This is a genomic window from Psychrobacter sp. CX10 (assembly GCF_057621575.2).
This window is the reverse complement of the sequence record NZ_CM177736.1, coordinates 2,560,473-2,580,248: the sequence shown is the minus strand read 5'-3', so window position 1 is coordinate 2,580,248 and position 19,776 is coordinate 2,560,473. Positions and strand designations below refer to the sequence as shown.

19 protein-coding genes and 1 tRNA gene are annotated in these 19,776 nt (G+C 39.4%); 9 read left to right on the top strand and 11 right to left on the bottom strand.

All coding sequences use genetic code 11. The features are described 5' to 3' along the window. Window positions 1-542: 542 nt before the first annotated feature. A complete protein-coding gene (gene trxA / locus AC21OH_RS10440; RefSeq protein WP_487370778.1) occupies window positions 543-869 on the bottom strand; it encodes a thioredoxin in 327 nt (108 codons plus the stop codon). Between the two features lie 394 nt (window positions 870-1,263). Here trxA and AC21OH_RS10435 point away from each other — a divergent pair, with 394 nt between their 5' ends. The 3 genes from AC21OH_RS10435 to AC21OH_RS10425 all read left to right on the top strand — a co-directional run bounded on the left by AC21OH_RS10435 (window position 1,264) and on the right by AC21OH_RS10425 (window position 4,074). Further along, the gene (locus AC21OH_RS10435; protein ID WP_487370777.1) at window positions 1,264-1,977 is read left to right on the top strand and encodes an RluA family pseudouridine synthase; all 714 of its coding nucleotides are present in this window, start codon (window positions 1,264-1,266) and stop codon (window positions 1,975-1,977) included. 196 nt (window positions 1,978-2,173) lie between these two features. After that, window positions 2,174-3,277: an MBL fold metallo-hydrolase gene (locus AC21OH_RS10430; protein ID WP_487370776.1), complete on the top strand. Its 1,104-nt coding sequence runs from the start codon at window positions 2,174-2,176 to the stop codon at window positions 3,275-3,277. Continuing rightward, window positions 3,256-4,074: an SDR family NAD(P)-dependent oxidoreductase gene (locus tag AC21OH_RS10425; RefSeq protein WP_487370775.1), complete on the top strand. Its 819-nt coding sequence runs from the start codon at window positions 3,256-3,258 to the stop codon at window positions 4,072-4,074. The genes AC21OH_RS10430 and AC21OH_RS10425 overlap by 22 nt, the downstream gene beginning before the upstream one ends. Before the next feature lie 197 nt (window positions 4,075-4,271). On the opposite strand, the gene AC21OH_RS10420 is transcribed toward AC21OH_RS10425, so the two are convergent. From AC21OH_RS10420 to AC21OH_RS10410, 3 genes are all read right to left on the bottom strand, one after another. After that, complete coding sequence (locus tag AC21OH_RS10420) at window positions 4,272-4,883, bottom strand: nitroreductase family protein (protein ID WP_486535689.1); 612 nt, start codon at window positions 4,881-4,883, stop codon at window positions 4,272-4,274. Between the two features lie 316 nt (window positions 4,884-5,199). Next, window positions 5,200-6,132, bottom strand: a complete 933-nt coding sequence (locus tag AC21OH_RS10415) for a pirin family protein (protein ID WP_486535691.1) — start codon at window positions 6,130-6,132, stop codon at window positions 5,200-5,202. Between the two features lie 167 nt (window positions 6,133-6,299). After that, the gene (locus tag AC21OH_RS10410) at window positions 6,300-7,019 is read right to left on the bottom strand and encodes a pirin family protein (RefSeq protein ID WP_487370774.1); all 720 of its coding nucleotides are present in this window, start codon (window positions 7,017-7,019) and stop codon (window positions 6,300-6,302) included. Between the two features lie 271 nt (window positions 7,020-7,290). Here AC21OH_RS10410 and AC21OH_RS10405 point away from each other — a divergent pair, with 271 nt between their 5' ends. Beyond that, on the top strand, window positions 7,291-7,617 hold the full coding sequence (locus AC21OH_RS10405) for a GNAT family N-acetyltransferase (RefSeq protein WP_487370773.1): 327 nt from the start codon (window positions 7,291-7,293) through the stop codon (window positions 7,615-7,617). 167 nt (window positions 7,618-7,784) lie between these two features. Here AC21OH_RS10405 and AC21OH_RS10400 read toward each other — a convergent pair whose 3' ends face one another. Beyond that, window positions 7,785-8,330 (bottom strand): NADPH-dependent FMN reductase, encoded by a 546-nt coding sequence (locus AC21OH_RS10400; protein ID WP_486535694.1) that lies wholly within the window; start codon window positions 8,328-8,330, stop codon window positions 7,785-7,787. Window positions 8,331-8,636: 306 nt separating this feature from the next. After that, window positions 8,637-9,038, bottom strand: coding sequence for a DoxX family protein (locus AC21OH_RS10395; RefSeq protein ID WP_486535695.1), 402 nt, complete (start codon window positions 9,036-9,038; stop codon window positions 8,637-8,639). Window positions 9,039-9,411: 373 nt separating this feature from the next. Between AC21OH_RS10395 and AC21OH_RS10390 the strand changes: the two genes are divergently transcribed. Further along, entirely contained in the window at window positions 9,412-10,347 is a 936-nt protein-coding gene (locus tag AC21OH_RS10390; RefSeq protein ID WP_487370772.1) for a LysR family transcriptional regulator, read from the top strand. A 369-nt stretch (window positions 10,348-10,716) separates the two neighbouring features. Here the strand turns inward: AC21OH_RS10390 and AC21OH_RS10385 are convergent, their stop codons facing one another. Next, window positions 10,717-12,006: an iron-containing alcohol dehydrogenase gene (locus AC21OH_RS10385; RefSeq protein ID WP_487370771.1), complete on the bottom strand. Its 1,290-nt coding sequence runs from the start codon at window positions 12,004-12,006 to the stop codon at window positions 10,717-10,719. 371 nt (window positions 12,007-12,377) lie between these two features. Continuing rightward, window positions 12,378-12,468 (bottom strand) — tRNA-Ser (locus tag AC21OH_RS10380). A gap of 431 nt (window positions 12,469-12,899) precedes the next feature. On the opposite strand from AC21OH_RS10380, the gene AC21OH_RS10375 reads away from it, so the two are divergent. The 3 genes from AC21OH_RS10375 (at window position 12,900) to AC21OH_RS10365 (ending at window position 14,857) form a co-directional block, all read left to right on the top strand. Beyond that, on the top strand, window positions 12,900-13,760 hold the full coding sequence (locus AC21OH_RS10375) for a DNA/RNA non-specific endonuclease (RefSeq protein WP_487370770.1): 861 nt from the start codon (window positions 12,900-12,902) through the stop codon (window positions 13,758-13,760). Window positions 13,761-13,870: 110 nt separating this feature from the next. Continuing rightward, complete coding sequence (locus AC21OH_RS10370; protein ID WP_486535699.1) at window positions 13,871-14,179, top strand: hypothetical protein; 309 nt, start codon at window positions 13,871-13,873, stop codon at window positions 14,177-14,179. Window positions 14,180-14,473: 294 nt separating this feature from the next. Continuing rightward, window positions 14,474-14,857, top strand: a complete 384-nt coding sequence (locus AC21OH_RS10365; RefSeq protein ID WP_486535700.1) for a DUF2147 domain-containing protein — start codon at window positions 14,474-14,476, stop codon at window positions 14,855-14,857. A 282-nt stretch (window positions 14,858-15,139) separates the two neighbouring features. Here AC21OH_RS10365 and AC21OH_RS10360 read toward each other — a convergent pair whose 3' ends face one another. Further along, window positions 15,140-17,416 (bottom strand): neutral/alkaline non-lysosomal ceramidase N-terminal domain-containing protein, encoded by a 2,277-nt coding sequence (locus AC21OH_RS10360; RefSeq protein ID WP_487370769.1) that lies wholly within the window; start codon window positions 17,414-17,416, stop codon window positions 15,140-15,142. 263 nt (window positions 17,417-17,679) lie between these two features. On the opposite strand from AC21OH_RS10360, the gene AC21OH_RS10355 reads away from it, so the two are divergent. After that, window positions 17,680-18,297 (top strand): YchJ family protein, encoded by a 618-nt coding sequence (locus tag AC21OH_RS10355; RefSeq protein WP_487370768.1) that lies wholly within the window; start codon window positions 17,680-17,682, stop codon window positions 18,295-18,297. A 134-nt stretch (window positions 18,298-18,431) separates the two neighbouring features. Here the strand turns inward: AC21OH_RS10355 and AC21OH_RS10350 are convergent, their stop codons facing one another. Together AC21OH_RS10350 and AC21OH_RS10345 are read right to left on the bottom strand one after the other, a co-directional pair. Next, window positions 18,432-19,358 (bottom strand): class II glutamine amidotransferase, encoded by a 927-nt coding sequence (locus AC21OH_RS10350; protein WP_486535703.1) that lies wholly within the window; start codon window positions 19,356-19,358, stop codon window positions 18,432-18,434. Between the two features lie 90 nt (window positions 19,359-19,448). After that, the gene (locus tag AC21OH_RS10345) at window positions 19,449-19,709 is read right to left on the bottom strand and encodes a hypothetical protein (RefSeq protein WP_486535704.1); all 261 of its coding nucleotides are present in this window, start codon (window positions 19,707-19,709) and stop codon (window positions 19,449-19,451) included. Window positions 19,710-19,776 lie beyond the last annotated feature (67 nt).

Below are 19,776 nucleotides of genomic sequence, written 5' to 3'. Positions count from 1 at the left end.
TTATAATAATATATGGATTAATCAAAGAAGTATGCAACTAAACAGGTATTGATAAAAAGAGCAATAATGCAATAGATATAAAATTGATACTTGCAAAGTGATAGTAACTGACAATAGATATTCTCTAGGACTCAAACTATACGGTGTTTGGTTATAAGATGTCAATGTTTTTATTGGGTAGAAGCTGATTTTTACTCACTTTTTATAATAATTTTAAGCTTTTTTGCATGTCATACTTAATATCGTTTATTGAAGTGACAAATAAGTCCTTATATGCTTCGAATATATTAAAGACTGAGTGTTCAACAGGTACTAGCATTTAATAGGGATAATATAAGGTAATAACCGCTATTTAATTAAAAAAAGTGCAAAAATAAAAGCGATGATCGTCTGATCATCACTTATATTTGCTTGCTACTATGATTTAGCAAACCTAGCTCAATCTAAATTACACTACTTACATTACGCTACCTACATTAAAAGCATTTAATGTAGGCCTATTTAATCAAGACGAGCTACAATTAAGCAAGCTATATTAAGCGTTACAGATGCTTATCAAGTAAAGCAACCAAGTCGGCTTTAGGCTGTAGACCCATAACTGTATCTACTTTCTCGCCACCCTTAAAGACCATTAAAGTAGGGATACTACGAATACCGAAACGACTGGCGATTTCTGGATTTTCATCCACATCAACTTTAACGATATTCACTTTACCGTCGTAGTCTTGAGCAATATCTTCTAGAATGGGTGCTATGGCTTTACATGGACCACACCATGCTGCCCAAAAGTCTACCAATACGGGTGCATCTGACTGAAGCACATCTTTATCAAAATTTGCATCGGTTGTATTTACGATTAAATCTGACATACATTAATCCTTATAAGTATTAAAAAATAGAATGCTAAGTGTAATAGGGGTTATAAAGCGCATGATTTAAAAAGCATTGCAGAAGATTTGTTTTTACATCATATTTTTACAATATAAATGCAAGTGCCACAAACTTACTAGTGACTAAAATAAAATCCATAAAATCAAAAATCTATCTAAATAACAGACACTATTTAACCCCTTTTAATTAATCTCATGACTGCTATTTTAGCATTAATTGAGTCCGCTTTTGTCTTAAGCCCGTTAAGTAAGGTTAATAATTGGTATCAGTTAGATTGATGGTATACTTAGACGTTTAAAGCTTTGGACAAGATAAAATTGATCTATAGCCCTCAACCTTTAATTCTTTAACATAAAAAATGCGTGACTTAACATGGTGATATCTATAGATATAGTAAATCAGCTTAATAAAGAAGAGACGCAGTATGATGCTCAATTTTTTAAAAAGTTTATGACCCGCGTTACTGTGTATGAAGATGATGATATTTTGGTAGTGGATAAGCCCGCTGGTCTTTTAAGTATCGATGGTAAAGATTTAAAAGTTAGCTTGTTATCACGATTAGAACATGCCAATCCAGAAGTTAAGCTGATTCATCGCTTAGATATGGACACGTCTGGGCTGATGATTTTTGCTAAAAATAAACCAGCTCAAACGCATATTAGTAAACAGTTTATTGAGCGAATTCCACAAAAAGAGTACCAAGCAGTCGTCCAAGGTACATTAGCCACGCCCGGTAAAAGAGGTGAGATTAATATACCTGTACGTTATGAGCCTAGTATTAAACCAAAGCACGTTGCTGATCCAACTTGGAAAAAGCATGCGCTAACCCGTTACGAAGTGCTGCATCATGAGCTGCGACAAGGCGCGCCAGTGACTCGTGTTGCGCTGCACCCTATTACTGGGCGAAGTCATCAACTTAGAGTACATATGCTGCATCTAGGTCATGTGATAATCGGCGATCCTATCTATGCAGAAGGCGAGGCACTTGCACTGTCACCCCGCCTTAATCTACATGCACATAAGCTGCGTTTAAAACACCCCATTATGAATACATGGATGGCGTGGGAGAGTCCTGTACCGTTTTAAGCTGCTATCATTGAGCTCTTTAATTAAGCGTTTGTACAGTATGCTCTTTACGGTCAACTTTTAAAAACCCTAGCGCTCATTAAAAAAGCTTTTATTGCAATGCGGCAGGTAGTATTTTATAGGTAAGAAGTATTATAAAGTTATTAATAAAATTATTAATAGCGTGTCAGGATGACCCATTTAATAAGGAGGTTACATGAGTATTATCCACCCTTTTCACCAGTTTAAATCCTCAAGAGATGCAGTTAAGCCATTAGAGCGTGTAGAAGAGGTGCGCGGTGCGGCACAAGACTTTCGTAAAGCCATGTTGTCAAATCCTAAAGTACAGTTTTACAAAACCTTTGAGCTGATTCGCGTGCCCTATCCTACAAAATACGCATATCTCAATGCGTTTGACTTACCGACTCCTTACTTACATATCTGTAATAAGCTATTTGTCATTCAATTTAACAGTAGCGAGGGTCTAAAAACATTATTAGTCAGTCCTTCTGACTGGGAAACTCAATCAGAGACGCCTTATTTTTATCATATGATACAAGATGCAGGTGTTTTTGCCCGTCCTGTTGAAAAGCTTATGGCACGCCCACGTCATACTGTGCTTAAAGCCATTGAGAAGTTGGGACTTGCGCCTGAGGATGTTGACTATATTACTTACGATCATTTGCATACGCAAAATATTACCCGCTGGCTTGGAGGAAAAGATTATTCTGCGATCTTCCCTAATGCCAAGCTTCTGGTAATGCGAGAGGAGTGGGAAAGTACACAGGCATTATTACCATGGCAAAGCCAGTGGTACTGCCCAGAGGGCATAACTGGGGTGGATGCAAGCCGAGTGGTGCAGTTAGATGGTGATGTGTTACTTGGCGATGGTTCGGTTGCGCTTATGCGCACCAAAGGCCATACAGAAGGCAATCACTCGATTGTCGCACACACCGATCAAGGCCTGCTTGTGACCTCAGAAAATGGGGTTAGTATGGATTCGTATGCGCCGCAGCACTCCAAAATTAAGGGGCTAGCACGTTATGCTAGAACCACTGGCGCTGAGGTGGTACTAAACGGTAATACGCTGGAATTTGGGGTAGACCAATATTTATCCATGATTCAAGAAAAGACAGTAGCAGGGCCTTATCCAAAGGATGAGCGCTTTTATAATATGGCGCTTTCTTCTGAGTCGGCAGGTTATTATCTCTTTCCAGGAACTGCACCAACCACGCGTATGGGCAATTTAGAATTCGGTACATTTGTTCCTAAAACCAAACCAACCAAAAGAGGTGGCTTATGGCGCAAACTTATATCGTAACTGGGGCGGCATCGGGTATTGGACTTGCATTATGCCAACAGCTACTGGATAAAGGTCATAATGTATGTGCCTGTGATATTAATCATACGGTGCTACAAACTCGGTATGCCCAAGAAGAGTATGCCTCATCCATTGAAGCCGAGCGCCTCATACTGCACATGCTTGATGTCAGTAAGCCTGATGACTGGCAAGCTATGGTAGATAAAGTATTAGCCCAGTGGCAAACCATTGACGTATTATGTAACGTTGCTGGCGTTTTAAAAGACAACTGGATAACCGATATTGTGGTTCCAGATGATGTTGATTTACATTTTGATATCAATGTAAAAGGTACGATATATGGCACTCAAAGTGTGATACCTGCCATGCGTAATCAAGGAGGTGGGCACATTATAAATGTCGCGTCGCTCGCCGCACTTTCACCAGTACCAGGCTTGTCTTTATATAGCGCCAGTAAGTATGCCGTACGTGCTTATTCATTAGCCGCTGGCATGGAGCTTAAGCAATATGGTATTGCTGTAACCACACTGTGCCCAGATGCAGTACAGACCCCCATGCTTGATCAGCAAAAAGACAAGGCGCAAGCGGCTTTAACATTTTCAGGTAATCGCACACTTACTGTCGAGGAAATCGTTGAGACTATTTTAGACACCATACTGCCTAAGCGGCCACTTGAAATCGTCATGCCCGCAAGCCGCGGTTTTGTGGCGAAAGTTGCCAATATTTTTCCGCAAACAACAGGTAACTTTATTGCCTTGTTTCAAAAGCAAGGCGCTAAACGTCAGGCTAATGGGTAAGGTGTTTTTATAATTATCTCCAACAATCGGACATCTCTTATATTAAATTTCTTATTCATTAGTATTAATAAATAGTGATGCGTTTAATACCGATTAAATAAACAATATTTGGCCGCAAAAAAAGCAGCTCTACTTAGAGCTGCTTTTTTAATTTAGTACTAGAACTTGATTAGGTTTGGTACTAATAATCAGTTAAATTATTTACCAAATACTTTTAAACGAGTTTCAAGTGGTTTGAATTCTTTGTCGCCTGCTGGCTGTTCAATGCCACCAAATACCATTTGTGCGATAAGTTTCCAGTTAGAATCTACATTCCAAGTTTTAGCAACTTCATCGTCGATCACTGGGTTATAATGCTGTAGGTTGGCGCCGATATTTAAGCTTGCTAATGCTGTCCAGATAACGTATTGATGCATAGCACTGGTATGCTCAGACCAAACTGGGAAACGATCCGCGTATAGCTCAAAGTTTTCTTGTAACTCTTTAACTACTTCTTGATCTTCAAAGAATAGTACAGTACCTGCACCCGCTCTAAAGCCATCAATTTTCTGCTTAGTGCTTTCAAATTTCTCATCATCATTGACAATACCGCGAAGCGTGTCTTCAGTGATTTGCCATAGTTTATTATGATCTTCACCAAATAATACGATTAGACGAGTAGATTGTGAGTTAAAGGCTGAAGGGGTGTGCAAGATCGCGTGTTCTACTAATTTTACGATCTCCTCTTTATCTACGGGCAATTGATCGTTTAAGGCATATATAGAACGGCGTGCTTCAGCAAGCTTATGAAAAGTTTGTAAATCTGACATTATAATTCTCCGTTTATTATTTTGATTTAAATTATTAAGTTTAAAAGCTAATTCAAGTTAAAAACTACTTTAAGTTTAAAAATAGCTTTTAGTATAAAAAACTGATTATGTTGAAAGTATCACGTCCAAATTTAGTAGCGGTATAAATAAATCAAACAAGCTGCTATATAATAAAGACTGTGAGAGTACGACTAGCAGCTTAAACTTAGGCTGCGTCTTATAATTGTATAACTATAAGACATTGCTATGAAACTGCTATTATAATTTTGTAAGCTTAGCTAACCTTAATGTATATAAGTTAAGCTCTGCTTACAAATTATTCTTTAAAACCTTCAGGTAGATCGGGTGCGGTTAAGCGTCTTAATTCTGAATCAACATTACCAAAGCGGGGATGATTGTTGTTCCAATCCTCAATGGCCTGTTCAATATCTTGCTTATTATCAGAAACAAAGTTCCACCATAGTAGTACTTTATGATTGAGAGGTTCGCCGCCAACAAGCATAAAACGAGTGCCTTTTTTACCACGCACTGTCACAGAGGTCGTCTCTGTCACCTCATCGAAACGAATCAACTGATTTTGCTCGTACTGAGCACCTTGGTATTCGATGCCCTCTATCACCATCAATATACCGTACTCCATACCCGGCTCTAAGGTTAGCGTCACTTCAGTGTCTTCGATTAAATTAACATCGACACCGACCATTTTGGAGTATTGAATTGTAGGCGCTTCATAACGCTCACCAGTAGGGGTGGTATAGCTACCTGTGGTTAATACAAACTCAGCATGTTGAGACTGCCAGCTTGGCAGCTTTGGATAATGATGAAAACCACGTTCAATCTTTTGATCTAATGGCAGTGCAATCCATAATTGAACCATGTTTATAGCGCGCTCCGCATCCTGAGAGCCGCCTGTATCTGGAAAGACACTTTGTTCAGTATGACTGATACCTTGATCTGGGCCAGTACCTGCTGTCATAACGTTGACTTGATTTTTTGAGATCAGTTGTTCATTCCCCAAACTATCTTTGTGCAGCACTTCACCTTCAATCATCCAACTAAACGTTTGTAAGTTGATATGCGGGTGACGTCCTACTTGCATACCGTCATCGCCTTCTGCAAATTGAGCAGGGCCGGCATGATCCATAAAACACCACGCACCAATCGGACGTTTACCTTTATTTGGCAACAATCTAGCAATGGGAATACCACCTACATCGGCCAGTCGGGGTTCTAAAACTTTAGAAATCATAGGTCACCTCGGTTTCTTTTATTTTATATTATAGCTACGTTCTAATTAAGCTATGTTCTAGTTAGACATATTCTAAATAGATATGTTTTAGGTTTTGAATAGTATGCCTATAACAATAGTATGCTTCAAAGCCATGCTATTCATGATGAATGTTTGTAGTAGACTCTCTAGTTATATTCTTTCATAGGAATATCCATGACTAAGACTTGGGCATTTTCTAGAACATCCATAGTAAAGTTTTTAGTATTTGAAATCCCAAGCCCATCTCGTCCATCTAAGGTTTGTCCATTGATAACAACTTTACCTGAGATTACAAAGACATAAGCGCCATTTGAAGGCGTTTGAATACGATAAGTAGTCGTAATATCTTTATCGAATTCGCCAATATTAAACCAGGCATTTTGATGAATCCAAACCCCACTATCCTCTGGGTTGGGTGACAATACTTGATTAAAAGTATTGCGCTTTAATAGTGCTACCAAACTGGTTTGCTGATAGCGTGGCTCAACATTCATCTTGTTGGGTTCGACCCATATTTGTAAAAACTTAACAGGGTTGTCAGAGTCGCCGTTCATTTCAGAATGTACAACGCCGCTACCTGCCGACATAACCTGAATATCGCCAGTTTCGATAGTCCCTGTATTACCAAGACTATCGTTATGCACTAATGTGCCTTGTAAGGGGATACTAATAATTTCCATGTTACGATGCGAGTGATCGCCAAAGCCCATACTCCCCTCAACATAATCATCATTGATGACACGTAGAGCTCCAAACCCGACGCGCTTTGCGTCATAGTAATCACCAAAACTAAAGGTATGCTTACTTTTAAGCCATCCGAAGTCTGCACCGCCTCTTGTATTTGCCGCATGATAAACGGTCTTCATAAACATCACCTTTTTATATTTTTATTATAGTTTTTAAATGTTTAAACGTTTCAATCTATTGAAACCAATCACTATAAACTGGATATATACAGTTATGAACACTGAAAGCTATTGCTCAAGATAGCTCTACATGGCTTTACAATAGTTCGACACTTGCTTATAGTTGATTATTGCGTTGATTGTCGTTTTAGTTTGCAATTAGCAAATACCACCACATAAATAACACCAAATAAATAACACTAAAAAACCTAATAATTAATAAGGAACCGCCATGTCTGATAATTCTAAATTAAATTATAATGTTATAGATAATAAAGAAGCCAAACGTTTCGAAATTCGTATTGACGGCCATGTGGCTTTCGAAGATTACGAATACTTCACCACTAGCGATGGTGAGCCTGGTATCGCTTACGTACATACAGAGGTACCTAAAGAGCTTGGTGGTCAAGGTATTGCAGGTTATTTAGTCAAGCATATTCTTGACGATGCCGCTGATAAAAATTTGCGAGTTAAACCAACGTGTCCGTATGTAAAAGCCTATATTGATAAGCACCCTGAATATCAAGACAATTCAGTATTTCACAACGCAAAGCCATAAATTTAGACCAACTACTAAGTTCTAAATGTGCAAGTATTTAAGTTACTAACTTCTAGTTGCTGACTTATACAAAGTTCTTAATGTCATGAATAAGCTGATGTCATTAAGAACTTGCTGTTATTAGCATTGTCATTAGGTGTAGACACTAAGCATCGTTATTAATCAAATTATGGTTCGATAAATTCAGCCACCGCCTGTGCAAACCTATTCAAATACTTCTGAGTTCGTTCACTCGTCACCTCACCTTCATCCAAGCTTTTTGTGGCACTGCTTAAATATACCTCTGGTGCAATCATAACGTTAGCTGCTAACGAATGAAGGGATTTACGAACATCCAATCCACTGCTACGTCCTCCAAAGGAGCTAGGTGATGCAGTCGCTATGGCGACTTTTTTATCTTGCCATACGCCCTCACCATAGGGACGTGAACCAATATCGATGATGTTTTTAAGCGCAGCTGGGATAGTGCGATTATGCTCGGGTGTTACAATAAGTACAGCATCAGCGGTTTTTAGCTGCTGGCGAACCCTATCGTAACTGTCAATTTGACGATCATCGAAATCTTGATTGTAGACAGGTAAATCAGAGATATTAACGTCATCTACTTCAATGTGTTCAGGTAGCTGAGATACGATGTACTCTGCAAATATACGGTTGATAGAGGCTTGTCGCAGGCTACCAATGATAAGAGCGAGCGTCAGTTTATTACTCATAACAACTCATTGTAAATTTGAAGTGGATAATCTTTTTGTAATTTACGAAATCTATAATATAAAACTCTAAAATACGAAAAAATTCAGTGAGCGTAGACAGCCTCGAAGTGCGCAAATATATGTCTTACTATATAGCAGACCGACGCATTACATAGGTAGTATCTACAAAAGTAGGCGAGATAACACCATATCTATACAGATTAGGGTCTAATATATATAGACCCTAACTGTGTATAGCTGAATGTATTTCAACTTATAGCTTTTGCTCAAGATGCTTTCATTTAAAAATCACATTTCAAAGCGATCTTATACGCGGCGATGTTCAGTATGAGTACCTTCATCAATTGAGTAAGCACCTGGACCATGAGCAACGATCATTAGGAAACCACCAGCGATTGCTAAGTTTTTCATAAAGTTCATCATCTCATTTTGATCACCAAAGTTTGAGTGGAAGATCAGCGCAGAAACGATATTAAAGCCAGCTAGTAAGAAAGCAACGATGCGCGCTTTAAAACCGAATAAAATTGCTAAACCGCCTAACAGCTCAGTGATAATGACTAAAGGTAATAAGAATCCTGGTACACCCATTGATTCCATATAGCCTTGAGTACCAGCGTAGCCTATAATTTTATTAAATCCTGAAAAAATAAAGATAGCAACGAGTAAAAAACGGCCAACCGGTGCACTAAGATTAGTAATAGTATTCATAAGTAATTCCTTTAAAAAAGTATTAAGCTTAGGTTTTATTGAAAGTGGGTCTATTTTAATTGTTGTCGTATTTAGAGTAAATATAAAAAAATACAAATTATAGTTCTCTTTTTTAGAACAATTCGTATTTGATCTACTTAGCAAGTCTCGCAATAGCGCTACCAATGTGTAGCGCTATCGCTCAATATCTTCTAATGAATACCTGATCGTAAATATGACTTTAGGCACCTCTACAGTATGGAATGTGTTGTTATACTTAACGAAGCGTATTTATTTATATCTTAAGTTTACTGGAGGTTACGACTTAAAAGTAGTTAAGAATTGTGCTAAACCTTCACCAAAACGTCTAACCAGCCATAAAAGGAATAAGGCCATGGGACAATTAGAAGACATGTCACTATTCATACGTATAGTGGATTCGGGCAGTATTACCAATGCCGCTGATCAATTGAATATTGCAAAATCAGCGGTAAGCCGTCGCCTTAAAGAGCTTGAGAACCGATTAGGCGCTCAACTACTTAATCGAACCACACGACTATCGACGCTGACAGAGTCAGGACAACAGTATTATCATCAGTCGCATAAAATACTCAGCGAAGTAGCGATGTTAAATGAGGACATAACCGGTTCTAAAACTCATGTCGAAGGTACCTTGCGAATAACAGCACCGTTATCATTTGGACTTATGCATCTGAGTAATATTTTGCATGCCTATTCACTACAGCATCCTAAATTAGGTTTTGAGATTGATTTTTCTGATAAGCATGTTGATCTGATTGAACAAGGTTATGAAATGGCGGTACGCATAGGCGAACTTGAGGATTCAAGCTATCAAGCTAAGCGCTTAATCCCCATTCGTTTTGTGCTCTGCGCCAGTCCTGAATACATCGAAAAACATGGCAAGCCTACTACCATTGAAGCATTGAGTGAGCATTATTTTCTACAATATGGATTGAGGCGTAATGATGAAATAGTACTGACAGACGATAGCAATAAAACTGTTAGAATCAAGACTCAATCTATAATCAAAGCCAATAATGGGGATTTTTTACTAGATATGGCCCGAAAAGGACACGGAATAGTCTATACACCAACCTTTATAGCTTATGGGGGATTATTAGGTGGCGAGCTGGTATCGTTGCTGCCTGAATATCGATTACCCCAAGTAAACGCGTATGCAGTATATCCTAAGAGCCGATTCTTATCGCAGCGCTGTCGCCGCTTAATAGACTTTATTATTGAAAAGATTGGGGATGATCCTTACTGGGATCGGCAATTGGTCGACAGGGGTATTATCGGGCAGTTTTGATCTGTTGTTCAGATACTGGTTTTTAAATACTCGTTTGCATTTACTTGTTAATAGTCATTCGTTAACAGTTGCTCGTTAACCAGCACTACAGGGTATATATACGTCTATAAAGGCGTAGATATAGTCGGCGAACTTATAAAGAGTCATGGTGTTAACCTCGTTAAGCCTACCCTAGTAGTACTTGCACTCGGTTGCCTTGTGACTACTTTAAAGTTCTTTGACTATATAATGAACGTCCATGTTATAAAAGGCAAAAATATAGCCCATCACAGGGCTATATCATCTCAAACTATAAAATCAAAACAGGCAATAAAGTCCTTTTATCTACTTATATCAGGATCATACCCTTGATAACCGTCTGTATTTATTCTAGCGATTGCTCGCAGCTTCACTATCGGCTTTTATCTTATTTAAAACTTCAATAATTTGTTTTCTATTCAAATAGAGGGGGACAGCGTAGGTATCGCTCACTTCTTTTGCCGCCCCTTTTGCCATTTTCTTAAAGTCTTTCTCATTCATGCCTTTAACAGTAGGATCAATGTTTAGATCCTTAATAAGCTTACGTACCTGTTCGATAAGATGATCGGCTAATTCGTCATCAGACGCAGATGCATCGCCCGTCTCTAAAATGCTTGCTTTTTTGGCTAGGCTAGCAAGGCGCTCTTTGCAATCATCACGGTTAACATCAAGAATGTAGGGCAGTACGATAGCGTTGGCACGGCCATGCGGGATACTATACATTGCACCCAGTTGGTGGGCGATCGCATGCACGTATCCTAAGCCTGCCTTATTAAAGGCAATACCACCATAATGCGCGGCTATCCCCATCTCTTCGCGTGCTTTAAGGTTAGACCCGTCTTTATAAGCCAAAGGCAAATACTGCATGACCGTTCGTGTCGCTGATGCCGCATAATAATCGGTTTCGCTACTGGCGTTTGCGCTCATCCACGCTTCTAAAGCATGGGTCAACACATCGATACCCGTATCCGCGGTAATGTGTGGCGGCATTCCTTCCATGATTTTAGGATCAACGGCTGACGCCAAAGGCACCATTCGTGGATCAATAGACAGCGATTTTTGATGGGTTTTATCATCTGAAATAACTGCGCCTAGCGTGGCTTCAGATCCAGTACCAGCGGTCGTTGGAATACAATACAGCGGCATACACTTAGAGGCTTTAAGTAATCCCATAAGCTTTTTGGGCTTGCGCTTGGTTGCCTGCGCCATGGCGATGACTTTGGAGGCATCGATTACTGAGCCGCCACCCATAGCCAATATCGAATCACATTGATTATCTACCGAGTGCTTTAAACCTGCTTCTACTACACTAAATGTTGGGTCTGGCGTAATACCATCAAATAAATGGTAGCCTATATTTTGCTCATCAAGATAAGTGGTGACCTTCTTGGGGATACCTAATTTATTTAATACCGCATCAGTGACGATCAATATATTGGTTGCCCCTTCATTTATCATAAGGTCGCATAGCTCATAGCAAGATTGCTCACCGATAAACAGCTGTGGTCTTGGAATAGGGACTACCAGCGAAAAGGCATGAAACGCCGTGGCGCGCGTTTTAGCAATTGCAAGATAACCTGCGTGTTGTATATTAGAAGGTGAAAAAGAGCTAAGAGCAGAGATCGCATTGTTCGCGGGCATGAAAAAAATCCTTTTAAAAAGAGAGATAATGATGTCCTTAAATATATAGTGCCTAGATTTACAGAGCCTAGATTTTAAGAGCATAAGTAAACAGTGCTTAAACGTTATTCTTGTTTGTAGCACATTGGCCATATTTATAGCAACAGCATAGGGCAAATCTCATACCTATATGACAAATATAGTGATAGAGAACCATCGACTAAATTAATCGTTATAGTGTATGCAGAACTTAACAAGATCCTAAAGCGGTGCTAAAAATATTAATTTAAACAGACCCTAATATAAAGCTGGGCACTATTGACAGTATTGTGCCAGTATATCAATAAGATAGGAAGAGGAAGAACTGAACTGATAAGGAGAAATATAAAATATGGCGGTGAAGGAGGGATTCGAACCCTCGATACGCTATTAACGTATACACACTTTCCAGGCGTGCGCTTTCGACCACTCAGCCACTTCACCGTTTTGGGGCGTATAGTATAACCAAAGCCAATTAAAAAGTCATCAAAATCACCATATTTAATGAGATATCTATCTCCTACCTCTCCCATACCTCTCTCCCATACCTCTATTTGATGCCTAAATCTCTAATTGGGCGACACTCAATAACGTTTAGTAAGTAATTACTCTTTACTCACTTACAAGTCGTTGATAGCATAGGCGCTCTTTATGCAAATGATTAAAAATTTCTATAGACAACAAAGGTTTATATTAATAAAGAAATAGGGTTGATCTATAAAAATCATCAGTTTAGGAGTAGAGCGATTAGTCCATTTTTTTTAAGTCATCTAAAGGTACAAAAGGTATGTTTAGAGTCAAGTCAATTTACCAATATGAATAAGTGGCCTACTCAGATGAGTCATAACCTGTTGATAGGGATGGTAAAGATAATAATGGCTTTGCTTGCTATCGTACTGTCGATATCTGCAAGGTCCGCAGATTTTAATGGTTGTCCTGAAAATTTTTATCAGCAACAGCCGCCTGATTACTTAGATAGCAAGCTTATACAAGATACAGTGCCACTTTGCTTTAATGGTTTTGCGACTTTGTATTCGGGGGTGTCACGCACGCCGCTGTGGTCTGCTGAGCATTTAACACTTCAGCGCTTAAATAATGCCGAAGAAATACCGCGTGATGACAGCTTTCATTATGAAAGCCGCATACCAGAACGTATGCGTGCGCATTTATCAGACTATCGGGGATCAGGCTATGATCGCGGGCATCTTGCACCTAATGCAGATATGGCAAATGAGAAACAGCAGTATGACAGTTTTAGCCTTGCTAATATCATTCCACAAGCACCAGATAACAACCGCTATGTCTGGAAAAACTTAGAATCTGTAACTCGCTATTTCACTAAAAAATATGGCGAAGTATATGTGGTGACAGGGGTGGTTTTTAGAGGCGATAAGCTGTCGCAAATCAATGGTAGAGTTCTGGTACCTAGCCATACCTTTAAAGCTTTATACATTCCTAAGACTGGTGAAGCAAGCGCCTATTATGCACCAAACGATGACACCAAAAGAGTGGAAGTGATTAGCATCGATGAACTGGCCTTACGTTCAGGTATAGATCCTTTTCCGCAGATTTCCTCTATTTCTAAATCTAATAGGGTAGAGTTGCCAACGATGGTGGATGATATAACGGGTAGCAGTTCTCAAAGGGACTCTCAAGACAACAATGAGGAGCCTTTATGGTATCTTATACTTATTGAGATTCTTCGCTGGCTAGTCAATAATTTCTTATCCAAATAATGTTGTCCCAAAATTGGAATAATTCGCCGTTAAATTTTAAACTTTTATTGCCCGTAATTTAAACGCCTAAATAGAGCACTATAAAATAAACTGCCATGAAAGAAAATGCCATGAAAGAAAATGCTATGAAAACGCCCTTTGACCCATTTCATAACGATCACCAAAGTATGCAAGTGGGAGAATTGATTATTGAAAATCAGTTGGATAAGGTAATTATTTATGGGGATATTGATATAAAAATGTCCCAAGAAGGGCTTGAGCAGGCGCTTAAACTTCAGACTGTGCTAAATGATATTGTAGCAAACCTTAATCAAGCCAGCTTAAAGAATGACCTTTTAAATTCTGAGTCAGTAGTAAGTGAGTCGGTAGAAAGGATAGAGACGCAATCTAGCAAGAAAGTAGACAATCCTTTTTCATAATGCCAACCATAATTTCATAAATCTGTAACACAGTATAGATTTAGCACTTTATTTTATTGTACTCTTGTATATAATTGGTACTGAGAGTTATTAAATAAGAGTTATTAAATAAAAGTCATGAAGTATTAGATATTTCTTTATTTTATTTATTGTCCTTCTTAGATTAAAATGTATTGCTTATAATGCATTAAGATTAAGATGTGAACAGTATATAGAGTCAAACTCTTTTTCTTGATGGTTATATCAAGTATTATGTTTTACCAAGCAAACTTATTTTTCGAAAGGAATCGTTATATGAAATTATTAAATCAATCACTAATCGCAGTATCAGCATTAGGTCTAGCCACAGTTGCAATGGCAGCAGATCCATTAGCAAATACAACTTGGCAAACTTATGACGATGGCGAGCCTAAAGCTCTAATTAAAATCACTGAATCTGGCGGTGCATTAACCGGTAAGATTATTTCAACTGTTCGTCCTGAAGGAAAAAAATTCGTAGGTCGTACAGTTATATCAGGTCTTAAAGCTGATGGTGGTGGTAAATATAGTGGTGGTAAAATCACTGATCCTGAAAATGGCAAAACTTATCGCTTAACCGCTAATTTAAATGGTAGCACCTTAAATTTAAAAGGTCATTTAGGTCCATTCTCACGCAGCCAAGTGTGGAAAAAGAAATAAAGTATTTTCTAATTAATATCATAAGAAAGTAGACCATAAGCAATATCCGTCTATATAAAGATTATAATAGATATAAAGTAGATAAAAAGAAGCCAGATACACTGTATCTGGCTTCTTTTCTATGTAGGCTTATATCTTCTAGTCTTTTGTATCATAACGCCACACTACTAAATACTAAAGGTCGGTACCTTTACTCTCAAACATATAAGAATAGGTGTGAGGCACGACAATTGTGCAAGTCTATAAATGGCCCTAGCAAATGCTTAAGAGACCATGAACGCTTTAATTACTTACGATAAAGGGGTTTGAATAACCGGTGTACGGGTTAATAGAGTGGTTCCAGCCGTTCTTCCAGTCGCCACTGTGCACCAATCGATAAGTACCTGCTGGAGTATCTGCATCAATACGCCAGTCGACAGTGACTTTACTATAAGAGACTCCCTCTCGTTCCCAAATGTAGCTGGTATCAAAGTCGCTATCTGTTAGATAATCAACCCACTGACCATTGACATCGCGCTGCACTTTTAAGAAGGTGTCACCCGTTCGTAGGTTGTTTTTAGGATGCGCGCCACGGAAGACTGCACTTGCTGTTTCACCAACCATGTATTGATCATTGGGTGCATTTAGTACTTGTCCCCACTGTTGCCACATAGGCTTGTCATCAAATAAAACCCCAGCGCGTTCTAAAAAAGTTGATCCAGAACGGTCAGGGGGAGAGGTTAAGTCATATACAGGTCGGTCATCACGCATAGCAGAGGCCAATTGCGTATATTCTTGCAAATATGCGCCTGTTTGATAGGGGCCAAATTCAGTTGACGCCCCCTCATAGTGTTGTATCGCAAACTCTTCGCGTGTACTTAAGTAGCCACTATAGTTATTGGCTAACCCGTTTACGATGACGGTATCAATGCCGTCATCTTGAAGCTTTGCAAGCACAGCCGCTCGTAATCTGCGTCCTACCATAGTCGTCGGCTCACCTGGAATAGCAACAATTGCCAAATTGCCCATTCGCATTAACTGGACTGGCTGACGCGTTTCTATCCATCCCCAGTCGCCTGTGGGTAAGAACACGCCCTTTTCTTCTTGGCAGTCGGTTTGCTTGCCTAGTAATGGCACAATACCAAAGATAGTACGAATTAAAACACCCTCTACCGAAGGATCTATCTGATTTGAGTTTCCATTAATGCCCACACTCTGGGTCGTCATACCTTCATAGATACCAGGGATGTATGTGGGTCCATTTTCGCCACCAGCTGCAAATGAATAACCGCGTGCTGGGGTACATAACGTCTTGTAACCGGCCCCTTGCGTAAAGGTAGAATCGACCTGATAACCTTCTAAATCAACCCAGCGAGCGCGAACATCAACCGGACCTGACACGGGCTCACCTTGATGCCATAATTCGACAGCTTTATCGAGCTGATATTGACCATCACGCTCAACGTTCTCACGCTCATTGTTACTGCCCTCATATCCGGGTGCAGAATAGGCATTACCACCTACTGCGATAACGTCTCCTTCATCCGCATTTGGAAATGCAGCAACAAAAGGCGCCTCTTCAGAAGCATTAGCGCCTAATAATTTGGTAGCACCTTGCTGCGCAAAGCCTTTATTGTCTGCGCTTAATTGCATAAACTTATTGCTAAAGCTTGTGGGGTGAATAGCAAACCAGTTGATGAGCCCAAGCGGTGTACCATCTACAGCATTCAATCGTAATTGAGTCATGGTTTCATTAACATTACTATCAAAATTGGCGGCATCTTTATTATTGTTATAAGCTACTTCAGATCGATTTAAAGTAACGCCCGCAAGCTCGCCTTGTGCTAATGTAAGATACCCAGGCTGCATTTGATTGTGCGCTGTTTGAATAGACGCCACTATGCCATCTACAATAACGTTGAAGTTTTGAGTACTATAGCCCATGCTTGAATCGTCTTGACTGGCAATTTGATACAACTGTTGATGCGAATAGCCGGAGTTACCAACATGCGTGTGCGTCGCCGTTAGCATCACATTGTCATCGTTATAAAGCCCGCCATATATGGCAGCAAGCTTTTTGATAACCTCTAACTTTACAGCCGAAAACATCGCTCCCATATCTGCCGATACATAGACCACACGCGAGGTGTCATATTGTGAGTTACTAGTCTCTGATGTGGCATCTGCAATAATAAAGGCATGCGAGTATAGTCTGTCATTAATGCCCTCTACGGTTTGACTAGCAGCATAACCGAACATACCCGTTTCAGCGGCAGCGCCCGTAATGTCAGCTTTGCCTGCGCCAACCATATACTGCTGCTTGGTATTAGTGCTATACGCAGTATTTGCAGGATTGATATCAGCGCTTGAAAGTGGATCTGTCGATACTTCATTATTGAAAAGACTATGGACCAAACTAAAAAAAGTTGGCTCACTGTCGTTTTGAACCTCTGATTCTGAGGATTCATCAGACTTAGAGGTTTCAGGGTCACTCAGTGCGGTGTAACCCAAAGCCAATGAAGCGGTGAATAGGGATGTATATAGAATAGAGAGCTTGGTAGTCATGGGGGGTAGTAGCATATGGTTATCCTTAACCTATTTAATAAAAGGTTCACATACAGAATCCGCTGTATGCGATAAAGAGGTGTCGCTGTAGTATGGCTATCTCCTTTTAGCCATCTGCTTTTTAATATAGCCTAAATCCATATTAATAAATAAGTTTTTTTTATTTTTATTTAAATAACTCTGATTAATTTTATCAATGCATAGTTGAATGCACCACTTCTTGAATTTGTGATATTTTAATTAAATAGTATCTTTTCGCAATAGCTAAGGTAAGTTATATGTTTATAGACTGTTGTCCTTGTCGTCTTAATCCAAATACCCACAACAACCCAGCTGGTCTAGTTGGTTTGGCTAAATCGGTTGATGCTCAACAGGTAGATAAGACCTATCAAGACTGCTGTCAACCGCTGCATCAAGGGATAAAACTTGCCGATAGTAGTGAAGCTTTAATGCGCTCACGCTATTGTGCGTTCGTACTCGTATTACCAGATTATATAGTGAGAACCACAGTGCCAGCTCAGCAGCCTTATTTGAATAAAGATGCCATAAAGGACTGGGCTGAACAAACACCCTGGGCTGGGTTACACATCGTTGAACATAACCCCAAAGTCAGCAAACGCCATGCTCAAGTTGAGTTTAAGGCGTACTACAAGGATATGGCAGCGTTAGAGGAATCTGATCTGTCAGCTCATCACGAACGTTCTACGTTTGTTAGTATGAAAGAGAATAGCGGACCTAGACCAGCGCTATTAAAAACAGATCAGTCAGCAACTATAGTAACGAGTAAACGCTGGTATTTTATAGACCCTACAACTTCTTTAATAATAACTCAAAAGCAGCCTTGCTTTTGTGGTTCGGGAGAGAAGTTCAAACGCTGCTGCGGTCAGTTTCTATAAAACATTCTCCTAAGCATCATCAAAAGCATTTCTAAAGAATTAAAGAAAAGTCATTAAAAGGATAAGCTAGTTACAAATGAGCTAGTTGATGTTTAGCTATTAAATGAATAGCTACTATACTAATTTATATATGGCTACAGACTTGCGCCCACCTCTTTAGCAATGGCGATACCTTCTTCAATAGTTAGATATTTACGCAGACTAGGGGTGTCTCTAAAAATAATATCTCCATCTCGAAAAACCAAACATTCATTGACAGCCAATTGTTGCCAGTCTTCGTTTTTCGTCAGTGGCACAGTCACTATGATGGTCACCTTGTCTTTATCTGTGGTAACGTCACCAAAATTAATAGAAAGCTCATCATCGGCAAGTTTTGCTTCCCCAAAAGGCGCCTTACGTGTTAAATAAAATAACAAAGAATTGGCATAAGCCAGTTGCCAGTCGCCATTAGATATCAAACAATTAAATAATCCATTAGCCGCTAAATAACGACATTGAGTCGTTAAAAACTTAAACAGTTCTTCATCTGAGGGACGCTGCTTATACATCGACTTTAAACGATTGATCAAATAACAAAAAGCTATCTCAGAGTCCGTAGTCCCAACGGGGCGACAGTGCTCACTATTTCCATTATTTTGCAGGCGCTGACAGCGTTTGATGAATGTTTCATTCATTTGACCATTGTGAGCAAACACCCATTGTTCACCCCAAACTTCACGCACAAAAGGATGGGTGTTGGCTAGACAGTTATTGCCTTGAGTGGCTTTGCGGATATGAGCCACCACATTTAAAGCCTTGATAGGGTAGTTTTTGATGAGTTCTGCGACTGGAGATTCAAAGCTGGGCTTATCATCGTGAAACACTCTTAGCCCTCGGCCAAGATTCTGAGCTGAGTTTTGATTTAAGCCTTGATTGGTACCAACACAGGCGCTGGGTTCAAAAAAAGCAATACCAAAGCCATCACTATGATGGTCAGTATTCCCCCCTCTGTTGTGGAATCCAGTAAAGCTAAACCCAATATCTGTGGGCGTATTGGCATTCATACCTAATAATTGACACATTTACACTATACCGCCTTATTTATTGTCTTCACTGTCTTTGATATCTTGATCTAGAATTGATTCCTGTTCAACGTCGGTTTGCGACTCTATTTATAAATCAGTTTCAGAATCAGTTTCAATATAAATTTCTAAGTCATTTTCTATATCAATGTTATCTAAAATACGTTTGGCTTGCAGTAAATCTTGCTTTTGTACCCAAAGCACAGCGCCTGAGTTCATACCGGGTATGGCACTTAATGCTTGTAGAGAAACCTTAATACCATTGTTCTTCAGCAGGTTTGCATGAAGCTCACCTTGAATATTGGTATCGTAGCTAATCAGTTTGTGCCAATCATTGACTTTATTACTCATAGCAGTTCCTTTTAAGTAAACTTTCAAATGGACTTTGTTTAGTGCTTTTTAGGTTACCGTGATAGGA